Genomic DNA, 18921 nt, shown 5'->3' on the forward strand with positions numbered 1-18921 from the left:
GGCGTCTGGACGCTGTAACTTCTAAGTTAGAAGGGTGCCGCGGTTTCCGTGGCACTCCCGGTACTTCTTACCGGGACCCTGGGGAGGGAATCGCCGGGTGGTGGAGTTCAGGGGGAACTGCACCACCCGGTCCTCGTTTTCCAGTGGCCGAGACGCCGCGTCACCCGGCGGCTCGCCGGGTGACGCGTGACGGTGGCTACGCCTTCGGCGCCTTGACCGGCGGTTCGCCGAGCTCGATGTCGCGCACGTCGAGGAGCGCGCCCTCGCCGAAGGCGGCGTCGTCGGCCGGGGCCTCGACGAGCTCGAGTGACTCGATGCGGCCGACCGCCTTGAGGTCGCCCGCGGCGCCCTCAAGCAGGCCGAGCACGCCCGCGTCGGTCGCCTTGACGGCGATCGTCGCGCCAAGCATCGGGGTCTTCTGCGACACCTTGGCCGAGGTCTTCGCGCCGCGGATCGACGTCAGCGCCGCCGAGGCGAGGTCGAGCATCCGCGCTTCGCCGTCGGCCGCGGCGTCGAGCTCCTCGACGTTCGGCCACGCGGCCTCGTGCACCGAGCCCTCGCGCCACCACGACCACACCTCTTCGGTTGCGAACGGGATGAACGGGGCGAGCAGGCGCAGCATGACGTCGACCGCGAGGCGCATCGCGGCGACCGCGGAGCGCTGGCCCTCGGGCGTCGCGCCGCCGTAGGCGCGCTCCTTCGCGAGCTCGAGGTAGTCGTCGCAGAATGTCCAGAAGAACGACTCGGTCACCTCGAGGGCGCGGGCGTGGTTGAACGCCTCGAACGCTTCGGTCGCCTGCGCGACAACGCCGCGCAGCTGCGCGAGCATCGCCCGGTCGAGGGGGTTCGTGACCGCGTCAGGGGTCGCGTCGGTCGCGTCGTAGCCGAACACAAGCTTCGCGGCGTTGAGCACCTTGATCGCGAGGCGGCGGCCGATCTTGATCTGCGTCGGGCGCTGCGGGTCGAACGACGCGTCGGTGCCGAGGCGGCTCGACGCCGCCCAGTACCGCACCGCATCCGAGCCATGCTCGTCGAGGAGCCCCTTCGGGGTCACGACGTTGCCCTTCGACTTCGACATCTTCTTGCGGTCGGGGTCGACAATGAAGCCGCTGATCGTCGCGTTGCTCCACGGCAGGCGGTCGTCTTCGAGCAGCGAGCGCAGCAGCGTCGAGAACAGCCACGTGCGAATGATGTCCTGGCCCTGCGGGCGCACGTCGAACGGCGCGACGAGGTTCCAGAGCTCGTCGTCGCGCATCCAACCGCCCGCGAGCTGCGGCGTGAGCGACGAGGTCATCCAGGTGTCCATGATGTCGAGCTCGCCCTCGAAGCCGCCCGCCTGGCCGCGCTGGGCGGCGTCGTAGCCGGCCGGCACGTCGGTTGACGGGTCGACGGGCAGCTGCTCGGGGGCGGGCACGATCGGCTGGTCGTACTGCGTCACGCCGTCGGCGTCGATCGGGTACCAGACGGGAATCGGCACGCCGAAGTAGCGCTGGCGCGAGATGAGCCAGTCGCCCGAGAGGCCCTCGACCCAGTTGAGGTAGCGCACGCGCATGAACTCGGGCCAGAACTTCAGCTCCTCGCCGAACTGCAGCAGCTTCGCGCGCAGCGCCTCGTCGTTCGCGCCGTTTCGCACGTACCACTGGCGCGTCGAGACGATCTCGAGCGGCTTGTCTCCCTTCTCAAAGAACTTCACGGGGTGCGTGATCTTCTTCGGCTCGCCAATGAGCTCGCCCGAGGCGGTGAGCGCCTCGACGACGACCTGCTTCGCGCTGAACACGGTCTTGCCAGCCATCTCGCCGTAGAGCTCGCGGCCGCGGTCGCTCGTGATCGCTTCGGGGGCGTCGGCGATGATGCGGCCGTCTTCGCCGAGAATCGAGCGGTTCGGGAGCTTCAGCTCGCGCCACCAGATGACGTCGGTGACGTCACCGAACGTACAGATCATCGCGATACCCGAGCCCTTGTCGGGCTGTGCAAGCGGGTGTGCGACGACCGGCACCTCGACGTCGAACAGGGGGGTGCGCACGGTCGTGCCGAACAGCGGCTGGTAGCGCTCGTCGTCGGGATGCGCGACGAGGGCGACGCACGCCGGGAGCAGCTCGGGGCGGGTGGTCTCGATGAACACGTCGCCCTCGGTACCGTGGAACGCGAGGCGGTGGTAGGCGCCCGGCTGGTCGCGGTCCTCAAGCTCGGCCTGCGCGACGGCGGTGCGGAACGTCACGTCCCACAGCGTCGGCGCCATGTCCTGGTACGCCTCGCCGCGCTTGATGTTGCGCACGAACGCGAGCTGCGAGACGCGACGCGAGTCGTCGTCGATCGTGCGGTAGGTCTGGTTCCAGTCGACCGAGAGGCCGAGCTGGCGCCAGAGCTCCTCGAAGGCGCGCTCGTCTTCTTCCGACAGCCGCAGGCAGAGCTCGATGAAGTTCTGGCGCGAGATCGGCTGCTGGTCGGCGGCCTTGATGCTCTTGCCGTCGCCGCCCTCGTGCGGCGGCACGAAGTTCTCGACGTAGGGGAGCTTCGGGTCGCAGCGCACGCCGTAGTAGTTCTGCACGCGGCGCTCGGTCGGCAGGCCGTTGTCGTCCCAACCCATCGGGTAGAACACGCGCTTGCCGCGCATGCGCTGGTAGCGGGCCACAACATCCGTGTGCGTGTACGAGAAGACGTGGCCGATGTGGAGCGAGCCCGAGGCGGTGGGCGGGGGAGTGTCGACCGAGTAGACGTCGGCGCGGGTGGCGCCGTCGCGGCGGAATGCGTAGGTGCCCTGCTGGTTCCAGGCCTCACCCCACTTTTGCTCGAGGCCCTCGAGGGCGGGGCGGTCGGGGATGCTCGCGGGCGTCGACGTCATTCGTGCTCCGATCACTATTGGCGGCACCGAGTCTGGGGTGCCTGCTGGTCAATGCCGCCAAGTCTACCGGCGCGCTCGCGGCGGCGCGGGGTGCGCCAGCGTACGATCAAGGCATGCGCACCGAGGCGCCCCCGAACTTCCGCCGAGGAGGAGTCATGGCTGACCCCAGAACCATTCGCACCCGTCGCGCTCTCTACCGCGCCGTCGTGGAACTGTCTGCCGAGACGCCCCCGAACGACATCACGGTTGCGGCCCTCACCCAGGCGGCGGGCATCAACCGTGCGACGTTCTACGACCACTATTCCTCGCCGATCGAGGTGCTTGTCGAGGTGCTGCGCGACGACCTCGACCAGGCGCGCGAGGCCGACGCCAATTCTCGAGGTGCCGCCGATGCCGACCTGCACGACGTGTATCGCACGACGATGTCGCGCATCATCGACCACATGCGTCGGCACATGCCGGTGTACCAGCGCTCGATTACGAACGATTTCGACTCGACGATGATGAACGTCGTGGGTGCGCACTTCGTCGAGTCGATTCGGCTCGTGCTCACGACGCAGGATGGCCTACTGCCGAAGGGCGTGCAGCTCGAGATCGCGGCGGGATGCATCGGCTACGCCGTGCTCGGCGGCCTGCGGGCGTGGCTCGAGCAGCAGCAGATCGGCGACGACGAGCTCCTGGTGTCGATCGAGCGATCGCTGCCCGAGTGGTGGTTCGGCGACTGATCGGCCGTACCGCGCGCATCCTGTCGGGGCGTGCAGCCCGCGGAACCTGAGGGTTCGCAGAGTCTTTGCCTCACCCGTTGGCTAGTCAACGCCTGTCGGATAGCCTCATGTGACATTGCCGATGTTGCTCGGCGTCAACGATGACGCGGGAGGCATCGGCGCAGTCGAGTGCAAAGGAGCTCTCAATGAAGGCAGCGGTGCTCAACGGGGTTGGCGAGGACTTCGTCATCGAAGACATCGATATCGCGGATCCCATCGGCCGCGAGGTGCTGATCGACGTGAAGGCCTGTGGCCTGTGTCACAGCGACGCGCACATCCGTACCCACGATTTCGGGTTCCCGATGCCGACGGTGCTCGGGCACGAGCTCGCCGGCGTCGTGACGAAGGTCGGGCCCGACGTCAAGGAAATCGAGGTGGGCGACCACGTCGTCGGCTGCCTCGTCTCGTTCTGCGGGCACTGCCGCAAGTGCGCGGCCGGCAAGCCCTACCAGTGCGAGCATCCCGAGGAGACCCGGCGCGGCGAGGGCGACGCCCCGCGCCTGAGCCGCGGCGGCGAGCCCGTCACGCAGTTCTCGGAGCTCTCGGGCTTCGCCGAGCAGGCGCTCGTGCACGAGAACTGCGTCGTGCGAGTGACGAAGGACATCCCCTTCGAGAAGGCCTGCCTGCTCGGCTGCGGCGTCGTCACCGGCGCGGGCGCGGCGATCAACACGGCGGGCGTGCGGGTCGGCGACACGGTCGCCGTGATCGGCTGCGGCGGCGTCGGGCTCAACGCGGTGCAGGGCGCCCGGCTCGCGGGCGCGCACAAGATCATCGCGATCGACCTGCAGCCCGACAAGCTCGAGCTCGCGAAGACGTTCGGCGCGACGCACACGATCAACCCGACCGAGGTCGACGACGTCGTCGCGCGCGTGCGGGAAATCACCGAGTCGAGCGGCGTCGACCACGCCTTCGAGGTGATCGGGCTGAAGCCCACGGCCGAGCAGGCGATCCAGATTCTTGGAGTCGGCGGCGGGGCGTACCAGATCGGCATGATCCCGATCGGCAAGCAGCTCGAGTTCGACCCGTTCCAAGACATCCTCATGCAGCAGCGCAAGTACCAGGGCGTCGTCATGGGGTCGACGAACTCGAAGCGCGACATTCCGCTCTACGCCGACCTCTACCAGCAGGGTCGCTTCAACCTCGACGACCTCGTCTCGAAGACGATTCGGCTCGAGGACATCAACGAGGGATACGCGGAGCTCGAGGGCGGCAAGATCGCGCGCAGCGTGATCGTCTTCGACTGATCGCCCACGGGTGGGGGATGCGCGCCGTCGTGACTACACTCGTTGCGTGGCAAAGCATCCGGCAACAGACGTGAACGCATCCCCCAAGCCCGCGAACGAACCCGGCAGCCCGACCGGCGGCTGGTTCGACCGCATCTTCAACTTCTCGGGCCGCGGCACCACCGTTGGCCGCGAGCTGCGCGGCGGTGTGGTGACCTTCGTCACCATCTCGTACATCCTCGTGCTCAACCCGCTCGTGCTCGGCGGCGCCCCGTCGGCCGATGTCAAGGGCGGCATTCTCGAGTCGATGCAGGTCGCGTCGACGACCGCGCTCGCGGCGGGTGTGCTGACGATTCTGTTCGGGTTTATCGCGAACCTGCCGTTCGCGCTCGCCGCGGGGCTCGGCATCAACTCGTTCCTCGCGGTCTCGATGGTGCACCAGGTCACCTGGCCCGAGGCGATGGGCCTCGTGCTGCTCAACGGTGTCGTCATCGTGATTCTCGGGGCGACCGGTGCCCGCACGGCGATCTTCAACGCCGTGCCCGCGGGCCTCAAGTCGGCGATCACGGTCGGCATCGGCATGTTCATCGCGTTCGTCGGCCTCGTGAACTCGGGCTTCGTCACCCGCACCGAGGGCGGCCCGCCCGTGCAGCTCGGCCTCGCCGGCTCGATCTCGTCGATTCCCACCGTGCTGTTCATCGTGACGCTGCTCATCGTCGCGGTGCTGCTCATTCGCAACGTGCCCGGGGCGATCCTCATCGGCATCGTCATCGGCACCGTGCTCTCGCTCATCGCCGAGGCGATCTGGCACCTCGGCGCCTCGAGCGACGACAACCCGGGCGGGTGGCACCTCACGGTGCCGTCGCTGCCCGAGCAGATCGTCTCGCTGCCCGACCTCAGCCTCGTGGGCGCGGTCGACCCGTTCGGCTCGTTCGAGCGCGTCGGGCCGGTCGCGGCGCTCATGCTGCTGCTCACGCTCGTGTTCATGAACTTCTTCGACGCGATGGGGGCCATGACCGGCCTCGCGCGCAACGCGGGGCTCGCGCACGCCGACGGCACGTTCCCGCGCATCCGTCACGCCTTCGTGCTCGAGGGCTTCGGCGCCGTCGTCGGCGGCGCGACGTCGAGCTCGTCGAACACGATCTATGTCGACTCCGCCTCGGGCATCGGCGAGGGCGCCCGCACGGGCTTCGCCTCGGTCGTCACGGGCGCGCTGTTCCTCGTCGCGATGTTCTTCACGCCGCTCGCCGTCATCGTGCCGATGGAGGTCGGCTCGGCCGCCCTCGTCATCGTCGGCGCCATGATGATGATGCAGGTCACCGACATCGACTGGAAAGACTTCTCCATCGCGCTGCCCGCGTTCCTCACGATCATCGCGATGCCGCTCACGTACTCGATCGCGAACGGCATCGGGGTTGGCTTCATCGCCTTCGTCGTCGTGAACGCGCTCGCCGGCAACCTGCGCAAGATCCACTGGCTGCTCTGGATCGTCGGCCTCGGCTTCGTGATCTACTTCGCGCGCTCGCCGATCGAGGCGCTGCTCGGGTAACGCCGTCACCCCGTAACCCGCCGTTTGCCGGGCGTCCATACCCTTGGGCGCCATGCGACCTGTACTCGGATACGCGGCGGCGCTCGGCGTCGTCATGACCATCGTGAGCCTGCCGCTGTCGGCGCTCATCGTCCTTCGCGCAGACCGTGCGTGGGCGGTCACGACCGCCGAACTCTTCACACCGGAGGCGAGGTCGGGCGACGGGCTCGTCGGGCTGCTGTGGGGCATTGTCGCGGCGCTCGTCGTGGCGCTGCTCGTCACGGCCCGCAACGCCACGGCGGGCGACCGGCCGGCATCGGGTGTCGTTATCGCGACCTACCTGCTCGCAGCCCTCACCGCGGGGCTCCAGCTCGTGCTGCTGGTGGCCACGGCGCGGGTGGCCGACGACCTCAACGGAATCGTTGGGGCCGGGCCGGGGCTCTTCATCGTCGGCGGCGCCTCGATCGCCTTCGCGTGCGCGGCGTCGACCGCCGGGACGAGGCGCGACCACGTCACCGCCGAGACCGAGGTCGCGTAGTCGCGTCGTGGCCCGCACCGTCGTCACCGCGAACCATTTTTGTGCGCCGGGAACTTTCCGCCCGCCCGCCGCATCCAATCACCAGTTCGCGCGACGACCGCGCGGCCACCCCGACACCTACCACCGAGGACACATCATGGGCGACGTTGACTACGAGTACTGCGAAGGACTCGTTGCCGCAATCCCGTTTGCGGCACTCACCTGGTATGCGCCGATCGACTGCGCCGACGAAGAGGGCGGCCGCCGCTACTGAGCTGGCGCCGCTCCCGCCGCGCACCGGCCACGCCCGACACCGGGCCACGAAAAACCCCACCGCAGCAGCAGCTGCCACGGTGGGGTTCTCTCGTTAGTGGGGCCTACTTGGCGAAGCCGGCGCGTACCTGGCGGAGCTGCTCGTGCAGCGCCGCGGGCACCTTCTCGCCGATCGACTCGAAGTACTCTTCGGTCTTGTCGAGCTCGGCCTCCCAGCCGTCGGCCGGCACGTCGAAGAGCTGCGCGAGCTGCTCATCGGTGATGTCGAGGCCCTCGACGTTGATGTCGGCGACGTTCGGCAGCAGGCCGATCGGCGTCTCGACGGGGTCGACCGTGCCCTCAACCGCGGCGGTCGCCCAGGCGAGCGCACGGATGTTCTCGCCGAAGCCGGGCCAGAGGAACCGGCCGTCGGCGTCGCGACGGAACCAGTTCACCTGGAAGATTGCGGGTGCCTTGTCGCCGAGCTTCTCGCCCATCTCGAGCCAGTGCGCCCAGTAGTCGGCCATGTGGTAGCCGGTGAAGGGCTGCATCGCGAAGGGGTCGCGGCGCAGCACGCCGACGGGGCCCTCGGCCGCGGCGGTCTGCTCGCTGCCGAGCGTCGCGCCGAGGAAGCAGCCGTGCTCCCAGCTCTTCGAGCGGTACACGAGCGGCACGTTCGTGCGGCGGCGGCCGCCGAACAGAATGATGTCGACCGGCACGCCGTCGGCGGCCTCCCAGTCGGGGGAGATCGTCGGGCACTGGCCGGCGCGCACCGTGAAGCGCGCGTTCGGGTGGGCGGCGGGGAGGTCGGACTCCGGGGTCCAGCCGTTGCCCTGCCAGTCAGTGAGGTGTGCGGGCGCCTCGTCGGTCATGCCCTCCCACCACACGTCGCCGTCGTCGGTGAGTGCGACGTTCGTGAAGATCGTGTTCTCGCGAATCGTCTCCATCGCGACCGGGTTCGTCGACCAGCCGGTTCCGGGCGCGACGCCAAAGAAGCCGTACTCGGGGTTGATCGCGTAGAGGCGGCCGTCGTCGCCGGGGCGCATCCACACAATGTCGTCGCCGAGCGTCTCGACCTTCCAGCCGTCGACCTTCGGGCGCATCATCGCGAGGTTCGTCTTACCGGTCGCCGAGGGGAACGCACCCGAGATCGTGTACTTCTTGCCCTCGGGCGAGGTCGCCTGAATGAGCAGCATGTGCTCGGCCATCCAGCCCTCGTCGCGAGCCATCGCCGAGGCGATGCGCAGCGCGAAGCACTTCTTGCCGAGCAGCGCGTTGCCGCCGTAGCCCGAGCCGTATGAGATGATCTCGCGGTCTTCGGGGAAGTGGGTGATGTACTTCGTGTCGTTGCAGGGCCACGCGACGTCTTCGCGCGTCTCGCCCTCGGCGTTCACGAGCGGGTAGCCGACGGTGTGCAGGGCCTTGACCCACTCGTCACCGGGCTGCATGTACTCGAGCGCGGCGCTGCCCGAGCGGGTCATGAGCGCCATCGACAGCACGACGTACGCCGAGTCGGTGATCTCGACGCCGTACTGTGTGATCTTGCCGCCGAGGGGGCCCATCGCGAACGGCACGACGTACATCGTGCGGCCGCGCATCGAGCCCTCGAGCAGCGGCTGCAGCTCCTCGCGCATTGTGGCGGGGGCGCGCCAGTTGTTCGTGGGGCCCGCGTCTTCTTCGAGCTCCGAGCAGATGAATGTGCGGCTCTCGACGCGCGCGACATCGGCGGCGTCGGAGCGGGCGAGGTACGAGTTCGGGCGAAGCTCGGGGTTCAGCTTGATCAGCACGCCCTGTTCGACGAGTTCCGCAGCGATGCGGTCATACTCCTCCTGCGAACCGTCCGCCCACACGACACGGTCGGGCTGGGTGACTTCTGCCACCTTCACGACCCACTCGTTAACCTCGGGGTTCGCCGACAGCTGTTCGATGTCGGCGGCGGAAACCGGCGCGCTTGGCGTCATGGTGAAGCTTCTTTCAGTCGTTCGATTGGAGCTTTTCACCTGGCCGCCTCGTGATTCCCAACCATGGGATGAGGCGCTTGGCGAAGTTCATTCAAAACAGTATTGCACGGGGAAGAACCCGGACACTTCGGAGAGTTGCGCAACGATCTCTACCTTTCGTAGTGGTTTTTCGACGACTCGCCAAGTCCTAACAACAAGCGGGTCGTCTTGTGTTCGGGATGCTGAAACAGCGAGGCGGTCGGGCCTTGCTCGACGATCGCGCCGGCCTCGAGCACGGCGACCCGGTCGGCGATTTCGCCGACCACGTCGAGGTCGTGCGAGATGAACACGCACGCAAGATTCCGGGCCCGCTGCACCCGCGCCAGCAGGTCGAGCACCTGCCGCCGCACGGTCGAGTCGAGGGCCGAAACCGCCTCGTCGCACAGCAGCACCTCGGGGCCCGCCGCGAGCGCCCGCGCGATCGCGAGTCGCTGCCGCTCGCCGCCCGAGAGGCGGGCCGGCCGAACCTCGAGGTGCCGCTCGTCGAGCCCAACCTCGCGCAGCAGCTCGACGATGCGCCCGCGGCGTCGACCGGGCCTGCGCTCGCGGCCGTGCGTCAGCGCATCCGCGAGAATCTGGCCGACCCGCAGGCGCGGGTTGAACGTCGCGAGCGGGTCTTGTGCGACGAAGCCGATGCGGTGGCGCAGTGGCCGGCGGGCGCGCTCGGTCGCGGGCTGCCACGTCGAGCCGTCGAGCTCGATTCGGGCATCGGGATGCTCGGGACGCTCGAGCGCGAGCAGCTCGCGTGCGAGGGTCGACTTGCCGGAGCCCGACGGGCCGACGACGCCGAGCGTCTCGCCGCGCCGCAGCTCGAGGCGGTCGACGCGCAGCGCCGTGAAGCTCGTGCCGTCGGGCCGCGGATACGTTCGGTGCAGGTGCTCGGCGCGCAACACGACCTCGCCCGTCGGGCGGGCTTCGGCGCGGGGCGGGCGGGGGAGCGCCGCGACGAGGGCGCGGGCCTGCGGCGATGATGGCTCGGCGAGGATGCGCGCGGTCGCGCCCGATTCGACGATCGCGCCGTCGTCGATGACGTCGACGCGGTCGCAGAGCGTGCGCACCGACGTGAGGTCGTGCGAGACGAACAGCACGCTCATGCCGTCATCGACGAGGGAGCGCAGCAGCACGAGCAACTCGCGGCGGGCCGTCGCGTCGAGCGCGGTCGTCGGCTCGTCGGCGATGAGGAGCTCGGGGTCATGGGCGATCGCGGTCGCGATGAGGGCCCGCTGCCGCTGGCCGCCCGAGAGGTGATCGGCGCGCTGGCGCAGCCGCACCTCGGGGTCGGGGAGGCCGACGCGGGTGAGCAGCTCGAGCGACCGCGCCGTGACGGCCGCGCGATCGAGGCGCGGCGCGTGGGCGGTGATCGCCGTCGCGAGCTCGGCGCCGATCGTGCGGGCCGGGTCGAGCGACCCGAGCGCATCCTGCAGCACAAGGCCGATGCGCTTGCCGCGCACCCCGTGCCACTGCCGCTCGCTGAGGGCCCGCAGGTCGGTTTCGCCGAGCGACATGCGCTCGGCGGTGACGCGAGCATCCGTCGCCTGGGCGTCGCCGACGAGGCCGAGCAGCGCCTTCGCGGTGAGCGATTTGCCCGAGCCCGACGCGCCGATGAGGCCGAGCGCCTCACCGCGGCCAATGCGCAGGTCGATGCCGCGCACGACCTCGCGCGCGCCGCGGTCGAACGCGACGCGCAGGCCCGAAACCTCGAGACTCATCGCGACCTCCTCGCCTCGGCCTCAACGAACCGGCCGAGCAGCGTGCCCGTGACTGCGACGACCGCGATCGCGGCGCCGGGGAACACCGACATCCACCAGCCACCCGCCGGCAGGTACGTCGCGCCGGCATTCAGCATCGCGCCCCACTCCGCACTCGGCGGCGGGTCGCCGAGGCCGAGGTAGCTCAGGGCGGCGGCCCACACGACCGCCTGGCCAACGCCGAGCGTCGCGAGCGCGAACAGCGGCGCGAACGCGTTCGGCAGAATCGTGTGCCACAGCCGCCGAAGCGGGCCGCGGCCGAGAATTCGGTCGGCTTCGACGTAGCCCGAGGCACGCACCCGCAGGAGCTGCGAGCGGAGCATGCGCGCGTATCCGGGCGCCGTCGACAGGCCCACCGCGATCGTGGCCGGCACGACACCGGGCCCCGTGAGCGAGAGCAGCAGCAGGGCGAGCAGGATGCCCGGGAGCGCGTAGAGCGTCTCGGTGAGCCGGGTCGAGAGCCAGTCGCCGACGCGGCCGCCGAACGCGGCGACGAGGGCGAGGAGCGTGCCGAGCACGAGCCCGATGACGGTCGCGAGCACGCCGATCGTGAGGGAGCGGCCCGCGCCGTGCACGACGCGCGTGTAGATGTCGCGGCCCGATTCGTCGGTGCCGAACACGTGCGTGAGGCTCGGCGCGCGGTACGCCTCGGCGGGGTTGATCGCGAGCGGATTCCCGGGCGCGAGGAGCCCGGGGAACACCGCAGCGACGGCGTACCAGGCGACCACGACGAGGCAGACGGCGATGCCGACCCGTGTCGCGCGGCCGGATGCGCGCCGCCGCTGGGTGGGGATCGACGCGGTGATCGGGGGCACGGTCATGCGGTGGCCTCCCGCCTCGGCGGCATGACGAGCCGCTCGACGATGTCGGTTGCGAGCGTCACGATGACGTAGGCGACCGCGACGACGATGAGCACGCCCATGACCATGGGCACGTCGCGCGACAGCACGGCGTCGACGAGCGAGCGGCCGAGGCCCGGGCGCGCGAAGAGCTGCTCGACGACGACCGCGCCCGACACGAGTGAGCCGAACGCCCAGCCCGTGAGGCCGATCGCGGGCACGGCCGCGCGACGCAGCAGGTGGCGGTGAAACACGCCCCAGCGGGTCTCGCCGCGGGCGCGGGCGGCGAGCACGTACGGTTCCTCGAGCGCGGCGACGAGCGCGTCGCGCATCACCTGGGCGAGGTAACCACCGAGGGGAATCGCGAGCGTGACGGCGGGCAGAATCAGCCCGCCGACGCCCGGGCCCGAGATCGCGACGGGCAGGCCGAGGCCCGTCGCGAGCAGTGCGATGAGCAGCGCGCCGAGCCAGAAGTGGGGGAGCGCCGAGCCGACGATGCCGATGAAGTCGGCGGCGAGGGCGGCGCCGCGGCCACCCCGCACCGACCACCACGCGAGCCCGAGCGCGACGAGCCAGCCGAGCACGAGCGCGGCCACCGCGAGCGCGAGTGTGCCCGGCACGAGGTCGGCGATGATGTCGGCCACCTCGCGGTGCAGCCGATAGCTCTCGCCGAGATCGCCGCGCAGCAGCTGCCCGAGATAGCGCACGTACTGCTCACCGAGTGGCAGGTCGAGGCCGAAGTCGGCGCGGGCCTGCGCGACCGCCTCGGCGGAGGCGTTCGAGCCGGGCCCGCCGAGAATCGCGGTGACCGGGTCGCCCGGTACGGCGCGCACGGCGAAGAACGTGAACGTGACGACCGCCCAGACCACTACCGCGGCCGCGACGAGGCGGCCGGCGGCTCGCAGCGCGATGCGACGCCAGCCGCGGCTCGGGGTCTGGGCGGGCATCCGCTACTTCGTGACCGTCGTGTTCGTGAACGTCACGAGGTTGAGCGAGGGGTCGAGCTTGAAGCCCTCGACGCCGTCGCGGTAGGCGAACTGCACCGTCTGGTCGTAGAGCGGCACGACGTAGAAGTTCTCGACGAGGTAGGCCTGCACCTCGGCGTAGAGCTCGGCACGGCGATCGGCATCGGTGGTCGTGCCGGCCTCATCGAGCTTCTCGTCGAGCTCGGGATCGGCGACGCCCGTGTTGTTCGCGTGGTAGCCGCTCGGGGCGGGCGTGTTGCCGTCGGAGTGGTACACGATGCGCAGCACGTCGGCCGACGATTTCGAGTACGGCGCGATGATCGCGTCGAAGTCCCACTCGCCGCTCGCGGCGTACCACGACGAGATATCGAGCTGTTCGATCTGCACGTCGAAGCCAACCTCGGCGGCCGACGCGGCGAGCTGCTCGACGAGCGACACCTCGGCGGGAATCGACTGGTTCGTCGAGAGCGGGAACGACACCGTGAGCGGCTCGCCGTCCTTCATACGAATGCCGTCGTCGTTGCGCTCGGTGTAGCCCGCGGCGTCGAGCAGCTCGTTCGCGCGCTCGGGGTCGGTCGCGAGCACGTCAGAGAACGACTGGCCCTCCCACTCGTCGACGGCCTCGGGCAGCGACGACGAGAGCGGCGAGTAGGCCCGATCGAGCGTGCCGAAGTAGAGCGACTCAACGGCCGCATCGATGTCGGTCGAGATCGCGAACGCCTCGCGCACCTGCGGGTCGTCGAAGGGCGCGCGCGTCGAATTCAGCTCGATGCGCGCGGTGGTGCCCGGGCGTGCCGCGACGAGCGTCGCGTATCCGTCTTGCTCGCTGAGCTGGCTCAGCGTGTCGGGCTGTACCTGGTCGATGACGTCGACCTGGCCGGCCTGCAGCGCCGCCGCGCGCGTCGCCGCGTCGGGAATGAACCGCCACTCGAGGCGCTCGAGGCGCTCGCCCTCGGCGGGGGTTTCTTCGCCCGGCATGTTCGCGACGTGCGACTCGTTGCGCACGAGCGTCACCTGGTTCTGGCGCTCCCACGACTCGACCTTGAAGTAGCCGGTGCCGATCGGGTCTTCGCAGTTTTCGTCTTGGCCGCGCTCGAGGCCGGCCGGCGACATGATCGCGAGCCAGGTCTGCGCGAGCGACGCGGTGAGCGCCGAGTCGGGGGTGTTCAGGCGGAACTCGACAGTGTGGTCGTCGGTCGCGACGATCTCGTCGACCTTCGCGAGGGCGAGGATGCCCGTCGACGAGGCGGTGTCGGGGTCGCGCACGTGGTTCATGTTCGCGACCACCGCGTCGGCGTCGAACGGCGAGCCGTCGGAGAACTCGACGCCCTCCTTCAGCGCGACCGTGAGCGTGAGGCCGTCGTCGCTGAGCTCCGACGACTCCGCGAGCCACGGCACGATCTCGCCCGAGTCGTCGCGGGCGAAGAGCGACTCGAGCACCTGGTGGCCGAGCTCGGCCTGCGGCCAGTTGCCGCCGACGTGGGGGTCGAGGCAGTCGGGTTCCGACTGGCCGGTGGCGTAGACGAGCGTCGTGGTCGGTTGGTCAGCCGAGCACGCGGCGAGCGGCGCAAGAACTGCGAGACCAGCTGCCGCGGCGATCAGGCGCCGCGAAGAAACATGCATAGGCATAGCCTAGCGGTTGTTACACGGCGTGTAGAAAAATTCGCCGTCGGGGAAATTCGGCCGGGGCCCGCCTAGAAGCGGCAGTAGTCGATGAGGTTCGTGATCTGGTCTTCGACCGCGTCGGCGCCCTCGGCGATCTTGTCGAACTCGACGAGAATCGTGCCGTTCTGCATCACCCGGTCGATCGTGTCGACGAGGTCGCCGCCCGTCACCGCGACCTCGTTGAGGTACTGCTCGAGCTCGACATCCTCGGCAACGTCGCGGAGCTCCTCGATGTAACCGATCGCCTCGCGGATGCGCTCGAGCGTCGCGTACGGGTCGTCGCCAAAGTTCTGCGCCGCCTTCGAGACGATCTGGTTCGCGTACGCGAGCTCGCTCTCAACCGTCGCGCACGAGATCGCCGTCGGGGCCGGATGCGTGTCGCTCGGTTCGGGCGTGCCGTCGCCGTTCACGCCGGTGGGCGGGGCGACGTTGCAGCCGACGAGCACCGCCGCGGCAACGGCGAGGGTGGCGACGACGGAGAGGGCGCGATGCGGAGGCTTCATGACCTACTCATTGTCCTACGAATTTCCGGTGCAGTAGGTGTCGACCTCGTCCATCGCCGAAATGATGTCGGTGATCTTCGTCTGCAGGCTGCCCAGGTCGCCGAGAATCTCACCGCTCGTGACGCTGTCGAGCAGGTCGCCCGCCGCATCCTGCACCCCCTGCAGGTGCGACTTCAGCTCGGGGTCGCTTGTCGCCTCGGTGAGGGCGCCGAGCCGCTCGAATGCGTTCTGCAGCTCGCTGATAAAGCCGGCCGGGTCGCTGGCCGCCGAGTCGGACGCCGTCGAGACGTCGGAACCGATCGACTCGAGCTCGGCGTCGATGTTTTCGCAGGTGACCTCGCCCGAGAATGTCGCGGTGGTCTCGTTGCCGGAATCGCCCGACTCCGGCCCGACCGCGCCGCACGCGGTGAGGGTCAGCAGCGCCAGGGTCGCGGCCACGCCGGTGAGTGCGCGGGGAACGCGTCGCATTAATCAGCCTCCAAGGAGTTACAGCAGGCGGCGGCTAGCATCCCACATAAAGACGTGAGAAGACGGAGTCGGGCATGGAGCAGCGCAAGGGCCGAATCGGCCGACCAGCGGCATCGAGCCGAGTCACCCTCGAAGAAGCCGCCGGTGAGCTCGCGCTCGAGCGGGGTTGGGACGACATCTCGGTCGCCGACATCGCGGTGCGCGCGGGTGTCAGCCGCTCGTCGTTCTTCAACTACTTCACCGCGAAGTCCGACGTTATTTGGGCGAGCTTTGACGAGGCGGTCGGCGCGGCCGAAACCCTCGGCGAGGTGGCCGAGCGGCTCGAAGAATCGGGCCCGCCGGCCGCGCTCACGCACGCCGAGGCGATGGGCGCTCAGCACGCGATCACCGAGACCGCGCTCGGCCGTGCGCGAAAGCTCGTGCCGCTGTTCGCGAACCGGCCCTGTAGCGCGACCGAGCGTATCCACGCCGAGATGCGGGCGCTCGGCATCGTGCTGACGGTCGCCGAGTGGGCCGCCGAGGGCGTTGCCCGGCCGCCGCTCGGCGAACGCCTCGTCGAGGTGCTCGGCGACGACTGGAGCGCCTAGGGCCCGCCAGCCGGCTCGAGCGTCGGGTTTTCCGCATGCTGCGGCGTCGTGCGCCCGCCTAGCGTTGGGGGCATGAAGGTCTCGTTCGCTCCCGCACTCGTGTCGGTCGGCATGCTCGCGCTCTACGGCGTCGCGGTGCCGCTCGCCGGGCTCGCGGTGCTCATCGGCGGGCAGGCCGTCTCGTGGTCGATCGGGTCGAACGCGGTCGTGTTCGCGGTGGTGCTGCTGTTCCTCGTCCTGCTCGTGGGGTGCTCGCCGTGGCTGCTCGCGGGCGTCGCGCGGCTGCAGGAGGCGATTTCGCGCGCGATCTTCGGGCTGCCGATTCCGCCGCACGCGCTGCAGCTGCGGCACGTGCACGGCGACCTCGCGTGGGGGCGGTCGTCACTCGCGCAGTTCACCGACCGGCGCAACCTCTGGGGGCTCGCGCACGCGGCGGTCGCCGCGGTGCTCGGCGTGCTCGTCGTGCTGCTCGGCATCGTGCTCGCGGCGGGCATCGGGCTCATCGCCGCGGCGACCGCGGCGCCCCAGGTGACGGTGTTCGGCTTCGGCGAGCGCATCGACCGCAGCGCGGCGATCACGCTCGGCGCGCTCATGGCGGTCGTCGCGATCGCGCTCGCGGTCGGCACGATCCTCGTGTTCGCGCTCGTCACCCGCGTCATGCTCGTGCCCTCGCGGGAGGCCGAGCTGCGCGGGCTCGCGCGGGCCGAACAGCAGCGGCGTTCGCACGCCGTGCAGGCCGCCGACATCGAGCGCGGGCGCCTCGAGCGCGACCTGCACGACGGCGTGCAGCCGCAGCTCGTCTCGATCGCGATGACGCTCGGCCTCGCGCGGCGAAAGTTTGACGACGATCCGCAGGCGGCCCGGGAGCTGCTCGACGAGGCGCTGCGCACGACGCGCACGACGGTGGGCGACCTGCGGGCGCTCGTGCGCGGCATGCGGCCCGCGATTCTCAGCGATAAGGGTCTGGATGCGGCGCTGTCGGCCCTCGCGTCGGCGAGTGCGATCCCGGTGCGGGTCGACAACCGCGTCGCCGGTCGTTTCGACGTGCAGGCCGAGCTCGTCATCTATTTCGCGATCGCCGAGTCGATCACGAACGCCGCGAAGCACTCGGGTGCGACCCAGATCGACGTCGTGGTGCGCCGAGCCGACGAGCGCATTCGCGCCGAGGTGCGCGACAACGGATGCGGTGGGGCCGTGCGGGCGCCGGGCGGCGGCATCGAGGGAATCGGGGAGCGCGTCGCCGCGGCCGGCGGCGCCATGTCGGTGTCGAGCCCCGAGGGCGGCCCGACCGTGATCGAGGTGATGGTGCCGTGCGAGTCGTAATCTGCGAAGACCATGTGCTGCTGCGCGAGGGGCTCGTGCGACTGCTGCGCGAGGTGGGCCACGAGGTCGTCGCTCAGCTGCCCGACGTGCGGGGGCTCGCGGCAGCGGCCGCCGAGTGCGACCTCGTCGTGCTCGACGTGCGCCTGCCACCGACGTTCACGAACGAGGGCATCATGGCCGCCCTCGAGCTGCGGGCCGCGCAGCCGCGGCTGCCGATTCTCGTGCTCTCGCAGTACGTCGAAGAGCGCTACGCGACCGAGCTCATCCGCCAGCCCGGTGCCGGCCTCGGCTACCTGCTGAAGGATCGTGTCGCCGACCTCGACCTCTTCGTCGACGCGATTGACCGGGTCGCCGCCGGCGAGCACGTGCTCGACCCCGACGTCATCGAGCAGCTGCTCGCGCGCCGCGACCACGACGATCGCCTCGACGCGCTTACGCCGCGCGAGCGCGACGTGCTCAGCCTCATGGCGCAGGGGCGCTCGAACGCCGCGATCGCCGAGCGGCTGTTTGTGACTCCGGGTGCCATCGAGAAGTACATCTCGCAGATTTTTCAGAAGCTCGGCCTCGCGACGAACCGGTCGGAGAACCGGCGCGTGCAGGCCGTGCTCACGTATCTCGAACTCGAGGAGGGGCGCGCATGACCTCGCTCTTGACCGAACCGCAGGCCGAAGCACAACCGGGCGACGCGGTCGTGCCGGTGGGCGCACCGGGGCGCCGACGGAGCCACGTCTGGCTCGTGCGCGTGCTCGCCGTCATCGGGGTGATCGCGCTCGCGTTCGTCGCGGTGCAGGCGGGCCTCTACGCCTCGGCGCAGTCTCGCCTGAGCCAGATTGATTCGTCGGTGACGCTCGCGGAGCCGAACCAGATCGACGTGTCGCTCGCCACCAACGCGCAGTTCACGATTCAGAGCGACGATTATGTGACCGTGCCGACGTTGCAGGTGTTCGGCTCCGCGGTCGACGGGGTCTCGCCGTACGACGTCGAAGAACGGGCCGACGGCACCCTGCGCATCACGGCGAATCAGCGGGCGTCGCTGCCGGGCGAAGACGTCGGGGCGGAGCCCCTCACGAGCGCCGTGCTCAGCCTCCCGACCGGCGTCGCGGAGCGCGTGACGGTGCGCGCATCCGTTGCCGAAGGCGCGTTCTTTGACGTCTACTCGCCGCTGCACCGGCTCGAATACACGGGCAGCGGCGCCTGGTACCTCGACCTGCAGGGCGAACTCGACGAGGTGCAGATCTCGGCACCGTTCACGAACGTCACGCTCATCGGACCGATTCACGACGCCGAAATCGAGTGCGCGAGCCTCACTGTCGACTTCCAGGGCGAGCTGCCCGAGCACGCGACCCTCGACGCGAACGACTGGCTCACGGTGCGGGACTTGCCGCGCAACGAACCGGTGTCGATCGCCGGCACCACGAGCGCCGTCGACTGGTTCGTCGAGCAGGGGATCGAGGTGGTCGACCCCGCCGAGCGCATCCCAAGCATCGAGCTCGGCGACGCGATCACCGCCGACCTCATGGACTGGGACACGTCGAGCTGGTGAGTTGCGGGCGGCGGCGTGCCGAGCGGCGCGGATGCGACTACGATTACCGCAACGACGTTGATCCGCTATCACCGGGGAGTCTTCGGAAGAACGGCCGGACACGGCTCACTAGAACCGAACGGGTTGGCCCGTCACAGCCGCAATGAAGTGGCAG

General features: G+C 69.7%; 16 protein-coding genes. 8 read left to right on the forward strand and 8 right to left on the reverse strand.

The window, feature by feature from the left end; genetic code table 11:
- Window positions 1-196 precede the first annotated feature (196 nt).
- The gene (gene valS, locus G328_RS0106270; protein ID WP_019618490.1) at window positions 197-2842 is read right to left on the reverse strand and encodes a valine--tRNA ligase; all 2646 of its coding nucleotides are present in this window, start codon (window positions 2840-2842) and stop codon (window positions 197-199) included.
- A 155-nt stretch (window positions 2843-2997) separates the two neighbouring features.
- Between valS and G328_RS15810 the strand changes: the two genes are divergently transcribed.
- The 4 genes from G328_RS15810 to G328_RS0106290 all read left to right on the forward strand — a co-directional run bounded on the left by G328_RS15810 (window position 2998) and on the right by G328_RS0106290 (window position 6895).
- Window positions 2998-3567 carry a TetR/AcrR family transcriptional regulator gene (locus tag G328_RS15810; RefSeq protein WP_019618491.1) on the forward strand — a complete coding sequence of 190 codons (570 nt, stop codon included), beginning with the start codon at window positions 2998-3000 and terminating at the stop codon, window positions 3565-3567.
- A gap of 185 nt (window positions 3568-3752) precedes the next feature.
- A complete protein-coding gene (locus G328_RS0106280) occupies window positions 3753-4850 on the forward strand; it encodes a Zn-dependent alcohol dehydrogenase (RefSeq protein ID WP_019618492.1) in 1098 nt (365 codons plus the stop codon).
- A 46-nt stretch (window positions 4851-4896) separates the two neighbouring features.
- Complete coding sequence (locus G328_RS0106285) at window positions 4897-6378, forward strand: NCS2 family permease (RefSeq protein ID WP_026339692.1); 1482 nt, start codon at window positions 4897-4899, stop codon at window positions 6376-6378.
- A 52-nt stretch (window positions 6379-6430) separates the two neighbouring features.
- The gene (locus G328_RS0106290) at window positions 6431-6895 is read left to right on the forward strand and encodes a hypothetical protein (protein ID WP_154651541.1); all 465 of its coding nucleotides are present in this window, start codon (window positions 6431-6433) and stop codon (window positions 6893-6895) included.
- A gap of 356 nt (window positions 6896-7251) precedes the next feature.
- Here the strand turns inward: G328_RS0106290 and G328_RS0106300 are convergent, their stop codons facing one another.
- The 7 genes from G328_RS0106300 to G328_RS0106330 all read right to left on the reverse strand — a co-directional run bounded on the left by G328_RS0106300 (window position 7252) and on the right by G328_RS0106330 (window position 15314).
- Window positions 7252-9087 (reverse strand): phosphoenolpyruvate carboxykinase (GTP), encoded by a 1836-nt coding sequence (locus tag G328_RS0106300; RefSeq protein ID WP_019618496.1) that lies wholly within the window; start codon window positions 9085-9087, stop codon window positions 7252-7254.
- Between the two features lie 149 nt (window positions 9088-9236).
- Window positions 9237-10835 (reverse strand): ATP-binding cassette domain-containing protein, encoded by a 1599-nt coding sequence (locus G328_RS14490; RefSeq protein WP_019618497.1) that lies wholly within the window; start codon window positions 10833-10835, stop codon window positions 9237-9239.
- Window positions 10832-11695 carry an ABC transporter permease gene (locus tag G328_RS0106310; protein ID WP_019618498.1) on the reverse strand — a complete coding sequence of 288 codons (864 nt, stop codon included), beginning with the start codon at window positions 11693-11695 and terminating at the stop codon, window positions 10832-10834. Before G328_RS0106310 ends, G328_RS14490 begins: the two co-directional genes overlap by 4 nt.
- Window positions 11692-12660: an ABC transporter permease gene (locus G328_RS0106315; RefSeq protein WP_019618499.1), complete on the reverse strand. Its 969-nt coding sequence runs from the start codon at window positions 12658-12660 to the stop codon at window positions 11692-11694. Before G328_RS0106315 ends, G328_RS0106310 begins: the two co-directional genes overlap by 4 nt.
- 3 nt (window positions 12661-12663) lie before the next feature.
- Complete coding sequence (locus G328_RS0106320) at window positions 12664-14301, reverse strand: ABC transporter substrate-binding protein (protein ID WP_019618500.1); 1638 nt, start codon at window positions 14299-14301, stop codon at window positions 12664-12666.
- A 71-nt stretch (window positions 14302-14372) separates the two neighbouring features.
- Entirely contained in the window at window positions 14373-14846 is a 474-nt protein-coding gene (locus tag G328_RS0106325; protein ID WP_019618501.1) for a hypothetical protein, read from the reverse strand.
- A 15-nt stretch (window positions 14847-14861) separates the two neighbouring features.
- Window positions 14862-15314, reverse strand: coding sequence for a hypothetical protein (locus tag G328_RS0106330; RefSeq protein ID WP_019618502.1), 453 nt, complete (start codon window positions 15312-15314; stop codon window positions 14862-14864).
- Between the two features lie 74 nt (window positions 15315-15388).
- Here G328_RS0106330 and G328_RS16650 point away from each other — a divergent pair, with 74 nt between their 5' ends.
- From G328_RS16650 to G328_RS0106350, 4 genes are all read left to right on the forward strand, one after another.
- The gene (locus G328_RS16650) at window positions 15389-15901 is read left to right on the forward strand and encodes a TetR/AcrR family transcriptional regulator (protein WP_019618503.1); all 513 of its coding nucleotides are present in this window, start codon (window positions 15389-15391) and stop codon (window positions 15899-15901) included.
- Window positions 15902-15973: 72 nt separating this feature from the next.
- Window positions 15974-17224: a sensor histidine kinase gene (locus G328_RS0106340; RefSeq protein WP_019618504.1), complete on the forward strand. Its 1251-nt coding sequence runs from the start codon at window positions 15974-15976 to the stop codon at window positions 17222-17224.
- Entirely contained in the window at window positions 17212-17865 is a 654-nt protein-coding gene (locus tag G328_RS0106345; RefSeq protein ID WP_026339695.1) for a response regulator transcription factor, read from the forward strand. The genes G328_RS0106340 and G328_RS0106345 overlap by 13 nt, the downstream gene beginning before the upstream one ends.
- Window positions 17862-18767 carry a hypothetical protein gene (locus G328_RS0106350; RefSeq protein ID WP_019618506.1) on the forward strand — a complete coding sequence of 302 codons (906 nt, stop codon included), beginning with the start codon at window positions 17862-17864 and terminating at the stop codon, window positions 18765-18767. The genes G328_RS0106345 and G328_RS0106350 overlap by 4 nt, the downstream gene beginning before the upstream one ends.
- Window positions 18768-18921: the final 154 nt, after the last annotated feature.

The organism is [Zimmermannella] faecalis ATCC 13722 (genome assembly GCF_000381765.1).
In the GTDB taxonomy this organism is placed as follows: domain Bacteria; phylum Actinomycetota; class Actinomycetes; order Actinomycetales; family Microbacteriaceae; genus Gulosibacter; species Gulosibacter faecalis.

Bases quoted from the DNA above. Each gene is read 5' to 3' on its own strand.
- G328_RS0106300 (WP_019618496.1), bottom strand. From the start codon at position 9,087: ATGACGCCAAGCGCGCCGGTTTCCGCCGCCGACATCGAACAGCTGTCG.
- G328_RS0106330 (WP_019618502.1), bottom strand. From the start codon at position 15,314: ATGCGACGCGTTCCCCGCGCACTCACCGGCGTGGCCGCGACCCTGGCG.
- G328_RS0106340 (WP_019618504.1), top strand. From the start codon at position 15,974: ATGAAGGTCTCGTTCGCTCCCGCACTCGTGTCGGTCGGCATGCTCGCG.
- G328_RS15810 (WP_019618491.1), top strand. From the start codon at position 2,998: ATGGCTGACCCCAGAACCATTCGCACCCGTCGCGCTCTCTACCGCGCC.
- G328_RS0106290 (WP_154651541.1), top strand. From the start codon at position 6,431: ATGCGACCTGTACTCGGATACGCGGCGGCGCTCGGCGTCGTCATGACC.
- valS (WP_019618490.1), bottom strand. From the start codon at position 2,842: ATGACGTCGACGCCCGCGAGCATCCCCGACCGCCCCGCCCTCGAGGGC.
- G328_RS16650 (WP_019618503.1), top strand. From the start codon at position 15,389: ATGGAGCAGCGCAAGGGCCGAATCGGCCGACCAGCGGCATCGAGCCGA.
- G328_RS0106325 (WP_019618501.1), bottom strand. From the start codon at position 14,846: ATGAAGCCTCCGCATCGCGCCCTCTCCGTCGTCGCCACCCTCGCCGTT.
- G328_RS0106315 (WP_019618499.1), bottom strand. From the start codon at position 12,660: ATGCCCGCCCAGACCCCGAGCCGCGGCTGGCGTCGCATCGCGCTGCGA.
- G328_RS0106320 (WP_019618500.1), bottom strand. From the start codon at position 14,301: ATGCATGTTTCTTCGCGGCGCCTGATCGCCGCGGCAGCTGGTCTCGCA.
- G328_RS0106350 (WP_019618506.1), top strand. From the start codon at position 17,862: ATGACCTCGCTCTTGACCGAACCGCAGGCCGAAGCACAACCGGGCGAC.
- G328_RS14490 (WP_019618497.1), bottom strand. From the start codon at position 10,835: ATGAGTCTCGAGGTTTCGGGCCTGCGCGTCGCGTTCGACCGCGGCGCG.
- G328_RS0106310 (WP_019618498.1), bottom strand. From the start codon at position 11,695: ATGACCGTGCCCCCGATCACCGCGTCGATCCCCACCCAGCGGCGGCGC.
- G328_RS0106280 (WP_019618492.1), top strand. From the start codon at position 3,753: ATGAAGGCAGCGGTGCTCAACGGGGTTGGCGAGGACTTCGTCATCGAA.